Raw genomic sequence first — 18,075 nt, 5'->3', positions numbered from 1 at the left:
ACGAATTGACCGAATTCGACACCCGGACCATTGAATGACCGAACGCCCCCTCCGGCTGCTGCTGGACTTTGACTATCAGGCCCAGCGGGACCGATCTCAGCCGCCGGCCTTCCTGCATCGCCGGGACCGGAAATTCGCGCTGCTGTGCCGCGAACGGGGGGTGGTTCCCGATGCCACCCGCTGGCTGTCGCATCTGCAGCGGCTGAGCGGGCGGGAAGCAGCGCCAACCCCCGCCGAACAAACCCTGTCTTCCTGGCGCCGGATCACCGGCGGTTTCTCCGCGGCCGGCGCCATTACCGGCATCCTTACCATGTCCGGGTTGCTGTTCTATGAGGGCGGCCAACGCATCAATATCACCGTGCTGTTGGCCTTTGTTCTGCTGCATCTGGCACTGGCGCTGGCGACCACGGTGCAGGCCATGGCCGGCTGGCAGCCCTGGCGCCGGCTGCTTAGCCGTGTTGGAAAGACCGCCGGTGAGGGCGCCTTCCGGGAACTGCAACCGCTACTGATGGCCCGGGCCGCACACCTGGGCGGTCTCTGTTTCGCCCTGACCGGGCTGGCGACCCTGCTGACCCTCGTGGTCATACAGGACCTGGCCTTTGGCTGGAGCACTACCCTGGATACCGCCGCCACCGGCTATCACCGGCTGGTTCTGGCCTTTGCAGCCCCGTGGGCCTGGCTCTGGCCGGCGGCGGTGCCCGACCTGGCCCTGGTGGAAGCCACCCGGTTTTTCCGGGCCGGCGAAGGCAATGGCACCCAGCCGGGGCTCTGGGGCCAGTGGTGGCCGTTTGTCACCATGCTCTGGAGCACCTGGGTGGTGTTGCCCCGGTTACTGCTCTGGCTGCTGATGAGTCATCAGCTCCAGCGCCGGGCACGGGGCTCGCTGGCCAGCCACCCGGCGATGCACACGCTGCGTTACCGCATGGAAACCGCTACCCTTGAAACCGGCAATGCCCACAACGATGCCCACGACCTGCCGGATACCCGCACCCGCAGTAACCTGTTGCCACTGCCAGACAGTGATGTCCTGCTGTGCTGGGCCGGTGCTGGCGAGCCGGAACTGCCCGACGCCCTCCGTGCCGGCAAGGGCCTGGTGGTGCGGGCCGGCGGTCGGTCAAGCCTGGCCGGGGACGAAGCAGCCCTGCGTGCCATCGAAGGCCAGCTGGACGGCCATGCCGATGCGGTCATCCTGGTGGTTCGCAGCTGGGAACCACCCACCGGCGAACTGGAGGACCTTCTGGAAAGCGCCCGGCGGATCTGGCCAGACGGCACCTCGGTTGCCCTGGTACCCCTGGCCGCAGACCCCAACCGTGAACCGGCCCCCCATCAGATTCAGCCGTGGTTACGGTTTGCCGAAAAGATCGGTGGCGACTTCCTGCGGGTTTCCCTGCCCCCGATGTCCCAACCGTCACCTTACGCCGGCAAGGATCGGGCGTTATGAGTAAGACACCGGTTTTCGCCGTGGTGGGGCACCCCAACAAGGGCAAATCCAGCGTGGTAGCCACCCTCTCCCAGAACGATGCCATCGCGATCGCCCTGGAGCCAGGCACCACCCGCAGGCGCCAGGCCTACCCCCTGAAAGTCGACGGCCAGATTCTGTACACACTGGTGGACACGCCCGGCTTCCAACGTCCGCGCCGGGTACTGGAGTGGCTTGAGGCCCACAGCGTCTCCGCGTCCGACCATGCCGATACCGTCCGGGCGTTCGTTACCCAGCATCAGGACGACGGCCGATTCATCGACGAATGCGAGCTGCTGACGCCGCTGATTGAGGGCGCGGGCATCATTTACGTGGTGGACGGCTCGGTTCCCTACAGTCCCGAACACGAGGCGGAAATGACCATCCTGCGCTGGACCGGTCGGCCGAGCCTGGCGCTGATCAACAGCATCGGCACCGACGATTTCAGCGACAGCTGGCAGGCGGCGCTGGGCCAGTTCTTTCAGGTTGTGCGCCGATTCGATGCCGTTCGCGCCCCGTTCGAGCAACATCTCGGGCTTTTAAGGGCGTTCGGCCAACTGGAGCCGGACTGGGAAATGCGCCTGGAGCAGGCCACGCACCATCTTTCCGAACAGCGCAGGCAGCGACGCCACCAGGCTGCCCGCCTGATTGCCGGAGCCCTGGAGGACATGATGTCGTTCCAGGAAAAGCGCACCCTGACCGCCGGCCAGGCCGCCGGAATCAGTGACGAGACCCTGGCCGACCAGCTGCGAGGCCAGTGGTATCGACACCAGCGCAAACGGGAACAGACGCTCCGGCTGGACGTCGAGCATCTGTACCAGCACCAGCAAATCCGCCGGCAGGAAGCCGAGCTGGAGTGGCACAGCGAACATGATCTGTTTTCCGAGGACAGCCGCAAAACCTGGGCCGTCAGCCGCCGCTACCTGGCCACGGCGGGGTTCGGCGCCGGTGCGGTTGGCGGCGCGGGCCTCGATGCCATCACCTTCGGCTCTTCCCTGGGTACCGGCGCCCTGATTGGCGGGTTGATCGGCGCCGCCGGCAGCTACTTCTACGGCGACCGGCTGGCGCTGCCGGCTCTCAACATCGGGGCACTCCGGGACGGCCTGAAAACCGCCACCTTCGGACCTGTACAGGACACCCAGTTCGGCTATGTTGTATTAGGGCGCGCCGTGGATCACTGGTGGCACATCAGCCAGCGCAACCACGCCGGGCGCGACCTCCTGGAGCTGGAGCCGGCCGACCATCACTGGCTGGAGCGCCTGGACCGGACCAGCCGACAGGAGATTCAGAAAGCCCTCGAGAAGGGCCGGAAACAACGACCATTGGACGACCGCCACCGTGAAAAGCTGGTGGCCGCCCTGGAACAGGCCATGGCCGCCTACGACGATTGGCGGTTGAACCGCACCTGAAAGGGATGTTTATACTAAGAGGCTGTTCCATCACAAAATGGGGAATGCGAATGAAAATCGTACGAGTGCAAGACATCATCGGTACCGAACGCGAAGTGCACGGCCCGGGCTGGACCAGCCGCCGCATGCTCCTGAAGAAGGACGGCATGGGCTTTTCCTTCCATGAAACCATCATCCCTGCCGGTGCCGAGCTGAACCTCTGGTACAAACACCACCTCGAGGCGGTGTACTGCGTGGCCGGCAATGGCAAGATCCTGGACAAGGCCACCGGCGAGACCCACGAGATCACCGACGGCACCCTGTATGCACTCGACAAGCACGACCAGCATACGTTGTATGGTGGCACTGAAGACATGCGCCTGATCTGCGCCTTCAACCCGCCGGTGACCGGCCGTGAAGTGCACGACGAGGACGGCGCCTACCTGCCCGACACCAGCGGGGACTGATTGTTCTGAGCGTCGCTGATCCATCAGCCGCACCTGTACCGCCACCGCCAGCCCGTCTGCTGCCGGTGGCGGTACTGCTTTGGCTGGCCGGTGTGTATCTGCGCATCCCGGTATTGGTGGCGCCACCCCTGGCCCCCTTCATCGGTGAGGAGCTGGCCCTCAGCCAGGCCCTGACCGGCGCCCTGACCACACTCCCGATCCTGATGCTGGCCATCGGCGCCATGCCCGGCTCCCTCGCCATTGCCCGCATCGGCCCAAGAAACACCCTGGCCCTGGCCATGGTGATCATGGTGATCGGCTCCGCTGGCCGGGGCCTGGTTCCGGACACGCTCACCCTCATGCTGGCCAGCGCCGTGATGGGCCTGGGCGTGGCCATGATGCAACCGGCACTGCCGGCCCTGCTACCCCGTTGGCTCGAACCTCATCACCTGGCCCTGGGCACGGCCATCTACATGAACGGCATGCTGATGGGGGAATTCATCGGCGCCGGTATGACCCTGCCGGTGCTCATGCCGCTGCTGGACAACAGCTGGCGCGCCACGCTACTGGCCTGGTCGCTGCCGGCCCTGCTGGTGGCCGCCGCCCTCTACCTGCCCAGGCGCGACCTTGAAAAGCCGGCAGGGCCGGGTGCCTGGCTGCCGGACTGGCGCAACCCCCTGACCCTCAGGATTGGCCTGCTCCTTGGCCTGTCGGGTTCCATGTTCTTCGGCCTCAACGCCTACATGGGCAACCTGCTGGAGCAGCAGGGCGAATTCGACAAACTCGCCGATGCCCTGTTCTGGTACAACATCGCCCAGGTGTTCGCCTCGCTGATCATGCTCAAAATGGCCCGCAGCTGGGTGGGACGCCGCTCGGTCATCATCGTGACCGCCAGCCTGAGCATCGCTGGCACCCTGGGCGCTATCACCCTGACCGGCTGGTGGTCCATCGCCAGCGCCACACTGATGAGCCTCACCGCCGGCATCCTGCTCATCCTGCTGGTCGCCCTGCCACCACTGGTGGCGAGAAAGGGAGAGACCGGCCGCCTGTCTGCCGGCACCTTCCTGGTGGGTTACACCCTGGCCTTCTCGGTGCCCATGCTCGGCGGCCTCATTGCCGACGCAACCGGCGACGCCCGCCACGCCATCCTTGCCATCATCGCCTACAGCGCCCTGGTCCTCCCCCTGGCCTTCACCCTGGACCTGAAACGAAAAAAGGACCAGCCCGAAAGCTGATCCTTTTCATCAAATCTCACCCTCACACAGTCTCTACTAGTGCCCGGACTACCCGAATGAGGCCAGAGGGCCGTGGGGCGGAGTGCCTTTTCCGCCGGGAAAAAGATGTCTGAGCGAAGCGAGTTGTTTTTCCCAGAGGAAAAGGCACCCCGCCCCGCGGCCAGACTCCAGCCCGGCTCCGGACTCCCGTCCTAGATGTAATAGTCCTTCAAGGGAGGAAACCCGTTAAACTCGATGGCACTGTAAGTCGTGGTATAAGCCCCCGTAGACAGCCAGTACATCCGGTCCCCGATGGCCAGATTCAAAGGCAGCGGGTACTTGTGGTGCTCGTACATGATATCGGCACTGTCACAGGTCGGCCCGGCAATCACGCAGTCCTCGCCTTCGCCCACCTTCTCGGTCCAGATCGGAAACTTGATGGCTTCATCCAGCGTCTCGATCAGACCGGAAAACTTGCCCACATCGGTGAACACCCAGCGGTGCAGCGCGGTGCGGGATTTCCGGGAAATCAGCACCACCTCGCTCACCAGAACGCCGGCATTGGAAATCAGCGACCGACCCGGCTCAATGATGATCTCCGGCAGATCGGCGCCAAAATCCTCGTGCAGGAAGCGGGCAATCTCCTCGGCGTATACCTTGAGCTCGTTGGTGCGGGTAATGTAGTTGGCCGGGAAGCCACCCCCCATGTTGATCATCTTCAGCTCGATACCGTCTTCTTCCTTCAGGCGCTCGAAAATGACCTTCACCTTGTTCAGAGCTGCATCCCAGGCACCGATTTCGCGCTGCTGGGAGCCCACGTGGAAGGACACGCCGTAGGGCTCCAGGCCCAGATCACGGGCCAGGATCAGCAGGTCCATGGCCATGTCGGTCTGGCAGCCGAACTTCCGGGACAGCGGCCAGTCGGCGGTCAGGGTGCCTTCCGTGAGGATGCGCACGTACACCTTTGAACCCGGAGCCGCCTTGGCGATGTTGCGCAGGTCGGCTTCCGAATCGGTGGCGAACAGCCGCACACCCTTCTCGTAGAAAGTGCGAATGTCCCGCGCCTTCTTGATGGTGTTGCCGTAGCTGATCCGATCGCCGGTCACACCCAGAGACATCACCTTGTCCAGTTCGTATACCGAGGCAATATCGAAGCAGGCGCCTTTGTCACGCAACATGGTCAGGATCTGCGGCGCCGGGTTGGCTTTTACCGCGTAGTAAACCTTGGCGTAGGGAAAACCCTCCACCAGTTCCTCGTACTGACGGTCAATGGTGCCGGTATCGATGACAACGAACGGGGTTTCCTTGCCGTCGGCAAAGTCCTTGATGCGCTTGAACGTCTCGGCATCGTAGTAGTCGGCAATGTTGGCGTTGGCGGCTTCGGTCATGGGTGGTGTGGCCCTCCACAGGGTATACGGACAAAAAAAGAGGTGCCCCAGCAGCGCTGCGGCACCCGTGAGTTGGCGCGATCATCGGGCATTTATCGGGGACCGCCTATGAGCATATCTACCCATAAGGTCCCGCCCGAAGATTGGCCGGCAGCTATGGAAAAACTAGACGATAATTGGTCAGACCGCCACCGGCCAGAGCGGGGTAGGCTCTACTGGCCCGTCCGGGTCTTCCGGCGCGGTTTTCGCACGAAGATAACCGAGGATGGCGTCCTGGAGGTCCGAGCCCTGGCCCAGCCCCTGGTTACCAAACAGACGGTTGAATTCCAGTACGTAGGGGTAGCCCTCCACCAGGGCAATATCGAAACCGGCGTGGTCGACTTCCAGCTCCCGGGCAAGGCGCAATGCCAGGTCGGTCATGATAGCCGGCACCGGACTGGTGTCGATGCGACCGCCACGGGCCACATTGTTGTAGAAGCCCTGATCGGCCTGCATGCGCCAGTAGGCCGTCACCACGCGGTCACCCACCACGACAATCCGGGCGTCCCGATCCAGCGGCAGGTATTCCTGGGCGTAGAGTACGTCGGTACGTTCGCAGTATCGGCGCCAGTCCTCGCGGGTTTCAATCAGCCACACGCCTTCGCCCATGCTGGCCCGTGGCAGTTTGGCCACGAACGGATGCGGCAGGGTGTCCCAGATCATCTCCCGCTCCACCGGGCCGTTGGCTTCGATCAGCGTCCAGGGGGTGTGCTCCGGCGCCACCGCCTGGAATGCCCGGGTCATCTCGACCTTGTCATGGCCAATGCGATAACTGGCAACGCTGGGGAACACCCGGCATTTCAGACCGTGCACCAGGGCGTTGAGCTGCCAGTACTCCGGGAAAAGCACCCAGTCGGCCTCCCGCAGGAGTTCCTTGTGGCGCAGAAACTGGTCCGGCTTGAGCACCGTGGTGTTGGGAAAGCCCAGGGTCCGGAAAATATCAAAGGAAACAAGGTGCATGGGTAGCGCGCACTCGGGCGTGAAATTGCGCGTATTTTATACAGGACCGGGATACTGGCAAGCGCTATTTGTACCCTGCGGGCATAAGCACAAACCCCGGGTGTCATGCCTGAATCCGGGCTACCCTTGAATCAGGCACCAAACCCAACCCCAAACCCGGGAGAGTATTGGCGACATGCAGCAACTCGATGCGCGGGCACAGTCCATCGTCGCGGAACTGCGGGAAGACCTTCAGTCAGGCGCCACCGAACTGGCGCGAAAAACGCTCGATCAGGTATTGGCCTATCTGGACCATGAACAGCCGGATACCGGAACCCTTCGGACACTCCTGGCCGAGCTGCGACAAGCCCGCCCCAGCATGATCGTGATTGGCAACGCCCTGGCCAGGATCGAACAGCGAGGATCGGCAGAGCCGCACGCCGCACGTGAGGCCATACTCGAGATCCGGGCCCAGCTGAGTGATGCCACCTCGGCCATGGCCCGCCACGCCCGACAGGCGCTGCCGGACACGCCAGTGATCATGACTCACAGCGCCAGTTCCGCGGTTCTGGCCCTGTTCCGGAGCCTGGCCATAGACAAGAAGCGTTTCAGTGTGATCTGTACCCAGAGCAGTCCCGGTTTCGAGGGCCATACCCTGGCCAGAACCCTGGACGGGTTGTCAGTACCGGTCACCCTGATTACCGACGCCCAGATGGCCCTGTTTGTTGGGCAGGCGGATGTGGTGGTCACCGGATGCGACACCTGGTTTACCGACGGCTGGTTCATCAATAAAAGTGGCACCCACCTGCTGGCCCTGGCGGCCCGCGCCTCGGGCACGCCCTTCTGGGTGCTGGCCGACAGTTTCCGGAACAGCGACGCCAATCCGGCAAATGTGATTCTCGAGGAGATGTCAGGGGATGAACTCCGGGCGCCTTCGGGGCGCTGGATAACGCCCCGCAATGTCTATTTCGAATTGATACCACGGGGCCTTGTGAGCCGCCGAATCAGCGAGCAGGGCGTTTCTTCGTGCCCTGCTGGGCCTCGGCCGTGAACGGATCCTCGGGCCAGGGGTGCTTCGGGTATCGGCCGCGCATGTCCTTGCGTACCTCGGGATAGACGTTGCGCCAGAAACTGGCCAGATCGGCGGTGACCGCCAGCGGGCGTTGGGCCGGCGACAGCAGGTGCAGCAGTACCGGAACCCGGCCGGTGGCCACGGTGGGGGTCTCTGTCCAGCCAAACAGGGCCTGGAGTTTGGCCGCCAATACCGGGCCGTTTTCAGCGGTGTAGTCCAGGCGCACCCGCTGGCCGGTGGGAATGGTGAGGTGGGTGGGCGCCAGGGATGGCAGCCGTTGCTGATCGGGGTATTCGAGCAGGCTGGTCAGGGCGGCCATCAGGTCCAGGCCAGCCAGATCGGACCAGCGGTTTATCCCAGGGAGAAAAGGCCCCAGCCACTGTTCCAGCGTTGCCAGCAGCGTATCGTCGCTGGTATCGGGCCAGCCTTCCTCCGGGAAGGTAGCAGCAAGCAACCGGACACGGGCCCGCCACTGGCGGCTCTCCTCGTTCCAGGCCAGGCTGGCCAGGCCCTTTTTCCGCACTGCCGCCATCAATCCACGTTGCACCAGCTCGGGGGCGACATAGCTCAGCCGCTTTTCGGCCAGGACAAGTTCGCCGAGTTTTCGCACTCGCCGGGCGATCACCGTGCCTTTGTCGTCGTCCCAGATCGCCTCCTCGGTTTCGCGGATGTGGCCGGCAAGATCCTGCTCCAGCACCGGCATCTCCACCGGCGCCGCCAGATAGATGGTGGCCTCCCGGGCCCGGCCATCCAGCTCGGGCGCTACCAGCCAGTCGTGCCGGGCCAGTGGGTCATCGGCTCGCAGGGCAGCGCCCCTGCCGTTGCTGAGCCGGTATCTCGGCGCGTTGCCGGGGCGACGCCGGGCAACCCGGTCGGGGTAGGCCAGCGCCAGCAGCCGGCCAACCTCGGTTTCCGGGGGCACCGGGTCGCCCGCCGTTGGCGACTCGCCAAGCCTGTCCGCCGCCTTGCGAACCGCCTTGATGCGCGCCGCATCCACCATGCCGTCCCGTCGCTCCCCGTAAAATACCCTGATCCGCTCGTGCATATCTGCCCCGGCACCCGGGCCCAGCAGATCACGATCTTCCAGAAGCGCGGCCAGGGCAGCCGCCGGGCCGCCCAGCCCGAGCGCGCGTCCGGTCAGTACCATGTGCGCCAGGCGGGGGTGGCTGCCAAGGTTCCTGGCGGCTTTGCCGTGAGCGGTAATCGCACCGTCTACACCCAGCATGTCGAGCCACTGCAGCAACGCCACCGCCTGGCGCCAATGGGCCGGTGGTGGCGGGTCAATCCAGGACAGGTCGGCGGGATCTCGGGCGCCCCACTGGGCCAGCTCCAGCACCAGTGGCGCCAGATCCGCCTCCAGGATTTCCGGGGGCGTGTAGTCCGCCAGCCCGTATTGTTCCGATTCACTCCACAGGCGGTAACACACGCCCGGCTCGACCCGACCGGCCCGACCCTTGCGCTGTTCGGCCGAGGCCTTTGACAGCCGACCGGTCACCAACCGGGTCATGCCGCTGTTGGGGTCGAACACCGCCCGCCGCTGCTGGCCTGCGTCAATCACCACCCGGATCCCCTCGATGGTGAGACTGGTTTCGGCAATGGCGGTGGCCAGCACCACCTTGCGCTGGCCCTCCGGTGCCGGGGTTATGGCCTGGTCCTGTTGTTCTGTTCTCAGGTTGCCGTAGAGCGGCGTGACCAGCACCCGGTCGCCCAGGGCGCCTCGCAACTGCCGTTCGACCCGGCGGATTTCACCGGCGCCGGGCAGGAACACCAGCAGGGAACCGTCCTGGTCACGCAGCGCCTCCTGAATCACCGACACCACCTGATCCACCAGCCAGGCGTTGCGCGGCAGCGGCCGATAACAGACCTCTACCGGGAATGCCCGACCCTCGCTGGTAATCACCGGAACTTCCCCCAGCACCCGGGCGATGGGCCCGGCGTCCAGCGTCGCGGACATCACCAGCAAACGCAGATCCTCGCGCAACGCCTGCTGGGATTCCCGCACCAGGGCCAGACCCAGATCGGCCTGGAGCGAGCGTTCGTGAAACTCGTCGAAGATGACCGCGGCGTAGTCTTCCAGCATCGGATCGGTCTGGATCAGCCGGGTCAGGATGCCCTCGGTTACCACCTCGATGCGGGTGGTAGCGGACACCCGGGTATCCAGGCGGGTGCGGTAACCCACCGTTTGGCCGGGTTTTTCACCAAGCTGTGCGGCCATGTAACGGGCCGCAGAGCGTGCCGCCAGCCGGCGCGGTTCCAGCATCAGGATTTTTCCGCTTCCGCGCCAGGGCGCGTCGAGGAGGGCGAGGGGCACACGGGTGGTTTTGCCGGCGCCAGGTGGCGCCTGCAGAAGTGCGGTCCGGGTCTGTTCCAGAACGGCTTTCAGTTCCGGGAGAATGGCATCAATGGGAAGCATCGGATTTCGGGTTGCGACAGCGTCAGGAGCTCACCCGGTCACGATTGGCCTTCGCCCACTGGTAGATCCGCTTGAAGGCCTCGGCCAGGTTGTGCGGATTATGAGGCGGCTGCATCACCGCGGCAAGCTCGCCATCCGGGTTCAGCAGCGCAAAATGGCCACTGTGGTCCACCATCAGTTCCCCGTTCACTTCCCGATGAACGAAGACGGCACTCAGACTCTTGGCAAGAGCCCGGAGGGTATCCAGGTCGCCGGTCAGTCCATGGAAATTCTCGCCAAAGAACCCCGTGTAGGCTTCAAGCTTTTCCGGGGTATCGTGCTCCGGGTCGGCACTGACCAGGAGGTACTCCGGCTGCGGCAATTCGCTGGACAGCAGCTGGTCGGTCTGGCGCAGGTTTGCCATGGCCGCCGGGCAAATATCCGGGCAGTTGGTGTAACCCACGAAGGCAAAGGTCCAGCGGCCCTTCAGACTCTCCCTTGTGACGGTCTCGCCGGCTTCGTTGGTCAGGGTGAATTCGGTGAGTGGCCTGGGGTCGTCATACACATAGGTATTGAAATCCCGCAGGTCCGGCGCCGGAATCGGCTCCTGGTTGCCCACCAGAAAAACCTGCCGGCCGACCACCAGCCCGAAGATCAGAACAACAACCAATAAAAGGCAGAACAGCGTAAGGCGAATAGAGCTGGAGGTTTTCATGTAAAGTCCGATTCATCCCTGGGGAAGCGGCCGGGGAGGGCAATCCGAAACACGCTGTGAATACATCCATGTACGCTCGGCTCCGCCATCCATGGCTCCGCACGGTTTCGGATTGCCCTCCCCGGCCGCTCAGCCAGAGTCGTAGGTTCAGAAAAATACAAAATGATCCACAAGCAATACCACAAACAGGGCCATGAGGTAAGTGATGGAATACTTGAAGGTATTCAGGGCCACCCGCCGGTCGTCGCCCTTCAGCAGACGCACCGCGTACTGCAGGAAACGCAGCCCCAGGGCCAGGGCGCCCACCAGGTAAATGCCACCTGACATGCCGGTGACAAACGGCAGCAGGCTGACGGCCAGCAGCATCAGGGTATAGAGCAGGATATGCAGCTCTGTGAACTTGTTGCCATGGGTGACCGGCAGCATGGGAATACCGGCCTTGGCGTACTCCTCCTTGCGATGGATGGCCAGGGCCCAGAAATGGGGGGGCGTCCAGGCGAAGATGATCAGCACCAGCAGCAACGCGTGGCCTTCCACCTGGCCGGTCACCGCTGTCCAGCCGAGCAGCGGCGGCATGGCCCCCGCAAGACCGCCGATGGTGATGTTCTGGGGCGTGGCCCGTTTCAGGAACAGGGTGTAGACGCCGGCGTAGCCCACCAGAGACGCCAGGGTAAGCCAGGCGGTCAGATGGTTCACCTGCCACATGAGGACCGCCATGCCCACGCACGCCAGCAGGGTTGCGAAGACAATGGCATCCACCGGCGCAATCTTGCCCGTGGCAACCGGGCGCTTACGGGTGCGGGCCATAACCGTATCGATCTTCTGGTCTACCACGTGATTCACCACGGCCGCCGCACCGGCCAGCAGGGCAATGCCCAGATTGCCCCACACCAGAACGCCCCAGCCCGGTACGCCGGGGGCCGCCAGCAACATGCCGATCACCGAGGTAAGAATCATCAGCGCAACCACCCGGGGCTTGGTCAGCTCCAGATAATCACGCCAGGAAATGGATGTTCGGGAATCGCTCGCAATTGCCTGGGTCGGCAGTACTTCCACTTGCTCGCTCATGCCGGGACCTCCTGGTTCATAGTTGTAGTATTGGGTGCAGTGGCGTTCCTGGTGTGGGGCAGCAGCTGGTGGCGCCAGACAAGATGAATGATGGCCAGAAGCAGCCCCGCTCCCATCGCGTTGTGGGCAACCGCGATGGACAGGGGAATATGGAAGATCACGTTGGCCAGGCCAAGCACGATCTGGGCGACGAGGACCACCGCCGCCAGGCCGATGGCCGAACCGAGACCGGAATCACCGCGCCGGCGCCATATCAGCGCCAGCAACGTGGCCCAGTACACCAGCACCACCATGGCGCCTATCCGGTGGGTTACGTGAATCGCCACCCGGCCATCCGCCGTCAGCTGGCCACCCAGATAGTTTGGGCCCACGTGCTGGGTGACATCAAAACCATGCCGGAAATCCATGCCCTCCGGCCACCATTGGCCCTGGCAGGTGGGCAGGTCAGTGCAGGCGACGGCGGCATAGTTGGCCGCTGTCCAGGCGCCGAGCGCAATCTGCAGAATGACCAGCAGCAGACCACCATAGAGCCATGGTCGAAAGCCCGTGAGTGACCTGGTGGCGGGCGGTTCGGCACCAGTGCCGGCCCGGGCCCTGCGGCGCAATCGCAGGGTGAGCAGGGTCAGCAGGCTGAGAGTGGTGAAGCCACCAAGCAGGTGCATGGCGACGACCTGGGGCCAGAGTTTCAGAGTGACCGTCCACATGCCGAACGCCCCTTGCAGGACAATGAAACCGGCGATGAGCAGCGGCAGTTTCACCGGTACGCCTTGGCGCCGATGGCGAACGGCGTAGGCCGCCAGACCGAACACCACCAGGCCCAGGGTGCCAGCGGCGTAACGATGGATCATTTCCGGCCAGCCCTTTTCTACGTCCACCGGAGTATCCGGGAAGCGGGCGTTGGCAATGGCAATATGGGTGTCGCTCTGGGGCACGGTCAGAAAGCCGTAGCAGCCCGGCCAGTCCGGACAACCCAGACCGGCGTGGACCAACCGGGTCCAGGCACCGAGCATAATGACGACGACCGCCAGCAACACCGCCAGCGTCGCCCACCTGGCCATGATTCTGGCCGCGTCAGGCTGCGCCGGGGACGGGCCAGCTCGGCCGGATGAAGCAAACAGGGGTTGATTCAAGACTGACACTCCGCTCTGGCCACTACCCGATCTGAGACAGTTTGAGCAGATGCTTGAGGTCCTCAAGCATCTCCTTGCCCGTGTGCTCCGGCCCGTAATGCATCATCACGTTGCCGAAGGGGTCTACCAGCAGAATCCGGGGCGTCTGTGCCGGGTTGATGCCCTCCGGCCAGGCGGGTGTCCGACCGGAGGCCGGTACCAGGCGTTCCATGGAGCTGTATTCTTCAGGCCAGCGGGCCTGGAGATCCGCGGGAATGCTGCCCAGCACTGCCGCGCGGCCGACGCGATTGGCGTTCTTGCCAAGGGCGATGTTGACCTGGCGGGCAAGATAGAGCAGTTCTTCACAGCTGCTGCCGCAGGCACCCGCGGACACCAGCATCAGCCACTGGGCGTCCGGTTTATCAGGGCCGAAGCGTTCCGCCAGCGGCTCGCCAGTGGTGGTTTCAAGATTCAGTTGGGCAACCGGCACCGGGGGCTGGATCAGCACGCCGTTGTTGGTGTGCCCCGCAGGGTTCAACCAGCCGGTGTAGAACATGAGGGTGGCCACGATCATCGGGCCAAAACCCAGAGCGAACAGCAAAAAGGCTGTCCGGCGACCGCGCCGCACCTGTTCCGGGGTAGGGCCTTCGCTGTGTTCCTCGTTGGACATCCGGTCAGCCATTGTCATTGTCATTATTGGCTCCTGTCTTTCGGTAACTCGCTTCTTCGGTAACTCGCCACTACTGTCAATATAGTCAGGGCCACGGCCAGCGCAAACCATTGGGTGGCATAGCCGTAATGGGTTTGCGGCCCCATCATGTCCGGCTCCCAGTCTGCCCGGAAGGCGCCCGGCTGACGCTGCCCCGACAGGCGGAGAATGCCGCCCGGCAGACCCGGAATTTCCGCTCGAGCGGTTGCCTCCGGGAGGCTCTGGACCCGTCTTGGCCAGCGCTCGACCGGCTCGGCGGGCTCAGCCAGCACCGGCGGCACCGGGTACTCACCAACCCGCCCCTGCAGACTGTAGACGCCGTCCGGCGCGTCCACCTCAGGCAGCCGGTCCCGGGTACGGGGCGCCGGGACCCAGCCCCGGTTTACGATCACCGGCGGGCCCTCCAGCGGATAAAACCCGGTGAGTACCTCGTAGCCCGGCACGCCATCCCGGGTACGGTTATCCAGCAACCAGGTTCGGTGACCATAGCGCCCCGTCAGTGTCACCGGGCGGCCAGGGGTCAAACCCTGCTCAGCCATCTGCGGCCAGGGCAACGTTTCGGCCTCCTGCTGCCAACGGTCCAGCAGGGTCTGCTTCTCTTCCGCCCGATTCAACTGCCAGACACCAAGACTCAGGAGCACTGGCAGAAACACGCCACTGAAGACAAGCAACCGCCAATCGAGATGCCACCGGCGGGCAGTGCGCTGCGAATCACCCATGCTCTGCTATAGTGACCTCAGCGAGTCCGCAGGCGTTACCGGATCGTACATTCGCAAAACCTACAACAGGAAGTCCCATGCTTAAGGCCGTAATCGTAATTCTGCTGTTGGCCGTTCTGGTGAGCCTTTTCAGTGGTCTGTTCTTTCTGATCAGGGATGGCGGTAAAACCAATCGGGTTCTGAATTCCCTGGCGTTAAGGGTCACCCTCAGCATAGTTCTCCTGGCAGTGATTCTGATTGCGTTATGGCAGGGTGCCCTGACGCTCAATCCGACACCCTGATCACCCTCGCTCAAAGAATGTAGACGAACACGAACAGGCCAAGCCAGACCACGTCCACGAAGTGCCAGTACCAGGCCGCCGCCTCGAATCCGAAGTGGTTATCGGCGGTAAAGTGACCCTTGTTCAGCCGCATCAGCATGATGAACAACATCAGCGAGCCCAGAATCACGTGGGCACCGTGAAACCCGGTCAGCATGAAGAAGGTACTGCCGTAGATCCCGGACTGCAGCGTCAGATCGAGATCCTGATAAGCGTGCATGTACTCGTAGCCCTGCACAAAGACAAACACCAGAGCCAGCGCGATGGTCAGGGTCAGCCACAGCTTGGTTTTGGCCCGGTTGCCGGCCTTGAGGGCATGGTGGGCGACCGTCACGGTGAACGACGAGGTCACCAGCAGGATGGTGTTGATCAGCGGCAGCCCCCAGGGCCCGATAACTTCCTTGGGACCGGGATAGAGCTCGGGATTGGGGTTGTTGACCAGTGGCCACGAGGACTGGAAGCCCTCCCATAGCATGTTGGAGGTTCCCCGATCACCCTCGCCGCCCAGCCAGGGCACCGCAAACACCCGCACGTAGAACAGCGCACCAAAGAAGGCCGCGAAGAACATGACCTCGGAGAAGATGAACCAGCTCATGCCCCAGCGGAAGGAGCGGTCCATCTGCGGGCTGTACAAGCCCTTGCGGCTTTCCTCAATGACGTTCCCGAACCAGCCAAACAGCATGTACGCCATGATCAGTGCGCCAATGAAGAACATGATCCAGGCGCCGGTGGTACTTTCCCCCTGCTTGCCGTTGACCATGATCGCGGCCACCCCGTAGAGGGTGACGCCCAGGCCAACGGTGGCAATGATGGGCCATTTACTCTGTTCCGGAACGTAATAGGTCTGGTTTTCCGCCATGACAGTCTCCAATGGCTTATCCGTTATCGGTTGTTGTTGTGGCTTTCCGGGAATTCGTTGTTACGGCCGGCTGCTTGCCCTGATCGTACAGCGTGTACGACAGCGTGAGCTTGGTAATGTGAGCCGGCAGGTCCTTGTCGACAATGAAGATCAGCGGCATTTCGGTGCTCTCTCCGGCGCCCAGGGGCTGCTGGTTGAAGCAGAAACACTCGGTCTTGTGAAAGTACAGCGTGCCCTCGGAAGGCGACAGGCTCGGAACCGCCTGACCGACCATGGCTTCGGTGGTCGGATTCTCGGCATAGAAGTTAACCGTGGTGGGTTCGCCCGGGTGCACCTCCACAGAACGAACCACCGGCCGGAAAGTCCAGCTCATGCCAGGGCCGTTGGAGGCGAGAAACTGCACCGTCACCGTGCGGCTCTGGTCGGCCTCCGCCACCTCCGTCACCTCGTAACGCCCGGCGGTCTTGCCGTTAATGCCTGTGATTTCGCAGAACACGTCATACAGGGGCACCATGGCAAATCCGAAGGCAAACATGCCAACGACTCCGGCCAGACACCAGCCCACCACCCGGGTGTTGCTGCGGCCTGACTGCACTTGCCGGTCTGCCATGGCGCGGCCCTCTGCTTACTTCACTTCCGGAGGCGTGGCAAAGGTGTGGTATGGAGCCGGTGACGGCACCGTCCATTCCAGACCTTCCGCGCCATCCCAGGGCTTGGCGGGTGCTTTCTTGCCACCCCGGATGCACTTGACCACGATCAGCAGGAACAGCAGCTGAGTGGCGCCGAACATGAAGGCACCAATGCTCGACACCATGTTGAAGTCGGCAAACTGCAGCGCGTAATCCGGAATCCGCCGCGGCATGCCGGCCAGACCCAGGAAGTGCATCGGGAAGAACGCCAGGTTCATGCCGATGAACGACAGCCAGAAGTGGGTCTTGGCCAGGGTCTCGTCGTACATGTGCCCGGTCCACTTGGGCAGCCAGAAATAGGCGGAGGCAAAGATCCCGAAGATGGCGCCCGGCACCAGCACGTAGTGGAAATGGGCCACGACGAAGTAGGTGTCGTGGTACTGGAAGTCCGCCGGAGCGATGGCCAGCATCAGACCCGAGAAACCGCCGATGGTGAACAGGATGACAAAGGCCACCGCGAACAGCATGGGCGCCTCAAAGCTGAGGGAGCCCCGGAACATGGTTGCCACCCAGTTGAATACCTTCACCCCGGTGGGCACGGCAATCAGCATGGTGGCGTACATGAAGAACAGCTGGCCCACGATGGGAATGCCGACCGTGAACATGTGGTGCGCCCAGACCACGAACGACAGCAGCGCGATGGCGCCCACCGCATACACCATGGAGGCATAGCCGAACAGGGGCTTGCGGGAGAACGCCGGAATGATGTGCGACACCGCCCCGAACGCGGGCAGGATCATGATGTACACCTCGGGATGGCCGAAGAACCAGAACACGTGCTGGAACAGCACCGGATCACCGCCGCCGGAGGCGTCAAAGAAACTGGTACCGAAGTTGATGTCCATCAGCATCATGGTGACCACGCCCGCCAGTACCGGCATCACCGCGATGAGCAGGAACGCGGTGATCAGCCAGGTCCAGACGAACAGCGGCATTTTCATCAGGGTCATGCCCGGCGCCCGCAGGTTCAGGATGGTGGCGATCACGTTGATGGCGCCCATGATCGACGAGATCCCCATGATGTGCACCGCGAAGATGAAGAACGTGGTGCTCGGCGGCCCGTAGGTGGTCGACAGCGGCGCATAGAAAGTCCAGCCGAAGTTGGGCGCGCCGCCTTCCATGAACAGGGTGGATACCAGAATCAGGAAAGCGCAGGGCAGCAGCCAGAAGCTCCAGTTGTTCATCCGGGGCAGGGCCATGTCCGGCGCACCGATCATCAGTGGCAGCATCCAGTTGGCCAGCCCGACAAAGGCCGGCATGACCGCGCCAAACACCATGATCAAACCGTGCATGGTGGTCATCTGGTTGAAGAATTCCGGCTGCACAATCTGCAGCCCGGGCTGGAACAGTTCAGCCCGGATAACCATGGCCATGGTTCCGCCGAGCAGGAACATGGCGAAACTGAATATCAGGTACATTGTCCCGATATCTTTGTGGTTGGTGGTCAGCAGCCAGCGGCTGAAGCCTTTGGCCGGGCCGTGATGATGATCCTGGGCGTGGGTATCTGCAACCGCACTCATGAAAACCCCCGTTACCGCCATTTCTTGTGG

General features: G+C 63.2%; 17 protein-coding genes. 6 read left to right on the top strand and 11 right to left on the bottom strand.

The features are described from left to right. Nucleotides 1-34 precede the first annotated feature (34 nt). From AC0J1C_RS00395 to AC0J1C_RS00380, 4 genes are all read left to right on the top strand, one after another. Complete coding sequence (locus tag AC0J1C_RS00395) at nucleotides 35-1,441, top strand: DUF2868 domain-containing protein (RefSeq protein WP_473045094.1); 1,407 nt, start codon at nucleotides 35-37, stop codon at nucleotides 1,439-1,441. Further along, entirely contained in the window at nucleotides 1,438-2,868 is a 1,431-nt protein-coding gene (locus AC0J1C_RS00390) for a GTPase/DUF3482 domain-containing protein (protein WP_473045093.1), read from the top strand. Before AC0J1C_RS00395 ends, AC0J1C_RS00390 begins: the two co-directional genes overlap by 4 nt. A gap of 50 nt (nucleotides 2,869-2,918) precedes the next feature. Further along, nucleotides 2,919-3,314 carry an ectoine synthase gene (locus tag AC0J1C_RS00385; protein ID WP_091989434.1) on the top strand — a complete coding sequence of 132 codons (396 nt, stop codon included), beginning with the start codon at nucleotides 2,919-2,921 and terminating at the stop codon, nucleotides 3,312-3,314. 65 nt (nucleotides 3,315-3,379) lie between these two features. Then, nucleotides 3,380-4,528: a CynX/NimT family MFS transporter gene (locus tag AC0J1C_RS00380; protein ID WP_375191632.1), complete on the top strand. Its 1,149-nt coding sequence runs from the start codon at nucleotides 3,380-3,382 to the stop codon at nucleotides 4,526-4,528. Nucleotides 4,529-4,719: 191 nt separating this feature from the next. Here AC0J1C_RS00380 and AC0J1C_RS00375 read toward each other — a convergent pair whose 3' ends face one another. Both AC0J1C_RS00375 and AC0J1C_RS00370 read right to left on the bottom strand, forming a co-directional pair. Continuing rightward, nucleotides 4,720-5,895: a type III PLP-dependent enzyme gene (locus AC0J1C_RS00375; protein ID WP_091989428.1), complete on the bottom strand. Its 1,176-nt coding sequence runs from the start codon at nucleotides 5,893-5,895 to the stop codon at nucleotides 4,720-4,722. Nucleotides 5,896-6,075: 180 nt separating this feature from the next. Beyond that, nucleotides 6,076-6,894 carry an ATP-grasp domain-containing protein gene (locus tag AC0J1C_RS00370; protein ID WP_473045092.1) on the bottom strand — a complete coding sequence of 273 codons (819 nt, stop codon included), beginning with the start codon at nucleotides 6,892-6,894 and terminating at the stop codon, nucleotides 6,076-6,078. Between the two features lie 175 nt (nucleotides 6,895-7,069). Between AC0J1C_RS00370 and AC0J1C_RS00365 the strand changes: the two genes are divergently transcribed. After that, entirely contained in the window at nucleotides 7,070-7,924 is an 855-nt protein-coding gene (locus tag AC0J1C_RS00365; RefSeq protein ID WP_473045091.1) for an eIF2B alpha/beta/delta subunit family protein, read from the top strand. Here the strand turns inward: AC0J1C_RS00365 and hrpB are convergent. From hrpB to AC0J1C_RS00335, 6 genes are all read right to left on the bottom strand, one after another. Beyond that, complete coding sequence (hrpB, locus tag AC0J1C_RS00360) at nucleotides 7,878-10,358, bottom strand: ATP-dependent helicase HrpB (protein ID WP_473045090.1); 2,481 nt, start codon at nucleotides 10,356-10,358, stop codon at nucleotides 7,878-7,880. The genes AC0J1C_RS00365 and hrpB overlap by 47 nt on opposite strands. Nucleotides 10,359-10,380: 22 nt before the next feature. Further along, a complete protein-coding gene (locus AC0J1C_RS00355) occupies nucleotides 10,381-11,052 on the bottom strand; it encodes an SCO family protein (protein ID WP_473045088.1) in 672 nt (223 codons plus the stop codon). 147 nt (nucleotides 11,053-11,199) lie between these two features. Next, a complete protein-coding gene (gene cyoE / locus AC0J1C_RS00350; protein ID WP_375193550.1) occupies nucleotides 11,200-12,120 on the bottom strand; it encodes a heme o synthase in 921 nt (306 codons plus the stop codon). Continuing rightward, a complete protein-coding gene (locus tag AC0J1C_RS00345) occupies nucleotides 12,117-13,178 on the bottom strand; it encodes a COX15/CtaA family protein (protein ID WP_473045087.1) in 1,062 nt (353 codons plus the stop codon). The genes cyoE and AC0J1C_RS00345 overlap by 4 nt, the downstream gene beginning before the upstream one ends. A 94-nt stretch (nucleotides 13,179-13,272) precedes the next feature. Beyond that, nucleotides 13,273-13,923, bottom strand: a complete 651-nt coding sequence (locus tag AC0J1C_RS00340; RefSeq protein WP_473045086.1) for a hypothetical protein — start codon at nucleotides 13,921-13,923, stop codon at nucleotides 13,273-13,275. After that, nucleotides 13,923-14,657, bottom strand: a complete 735-nt coding sequence (locus AC0J1C_RS00335; protein ID WP_473045084.1) for an SURF1 family protein — start codon at nucleotides 14,655-14,657, stop codon at nucleotides 13,923-13,925. The genes AC0J1C_RS00340 and AC0J1C_RS00335 overlap by 1 nt, the downstream gene beginning before the upstream one ends. Before the next feature lie 77 nt (nucleotides 14,658-14,734). Between AC0J1C_RS00335 and AC0J1C_RS00330 the strand changes: the two genes are divergently transcribed. After that, the gene (locus AC0J1C_RS00330; RefSeq protein WP_091989407.1) at nucleotides 14,735-14,938 is read left to right on the top strand and encodes a twin transmembrane helix small protein; all 204 of its coding nucleotides are present in this window, start codon (nucleotides 14,735-14,737) and stop codon (nucleotides 14,936-14,938) included. Between the two features lie 10 nt (nucleotides 14,939-14,948). Here the strand turns inward: AC0J1C_RS00330 and AC0J1C_RS00325 are convergent, their stop codons facing one another. The 3 genes from AC0J1C_RS00325 to ctaD are packed head-to-tail and all read right to left on the bottom strand — an operon-like array spanning nucleotide 14,949 to nucleotide 18,045. After that, nucleotides 14,949-15,836 (bottom strand): cytochrome c oxidase subunit 3, encoded by an 888-nt coding sequence (locus AC0J1C_RS00325; protein ID WP_091989404.1) that lies wholly within the window; start codon nucleotides 15,834-15,836, stop codon nucleotides 14,949-14,951. Nucleotides 15,837-15,852: 16 nt separating this feature from the next. Beyond that, nucleotides 15,853-16,446, bottom strand: coding sequence for a cytochrome c oxidase assembly protein (locus tag AC0J1C_RS00320; RefSeq protein ID WP_091989401.1), 594 nt, complete (start codon nucleotides 16,444-16,446; stop codon nucleotides 15,853-15,855). Between the two features lie 15 nt (nucleotides 16,447-16,461). Beyond that, nucleotides 16,462-18,045: a cytochrome c oxidase subunit I gene (gene ctaD, locus AC0J1C_RS00315; protein WP_091991005.1), complete on the bottom strand. Its 1,584-nt coding sequence runs from the start codon at nucleotides 18,043-18,045 to the stop codon at nucleotides 16,462-16,464. Between the last annotated feature and the right edge of the window lie 30 nt (nucleotides 18,046-18,075).

The organism is Marinobacter sp. E2 (assembly GCF_055755345.1).
Note: the sequence above shows the minus strand (reverse complement) of the source record. Positions and strands in the feature narration are given on the sequence as shown.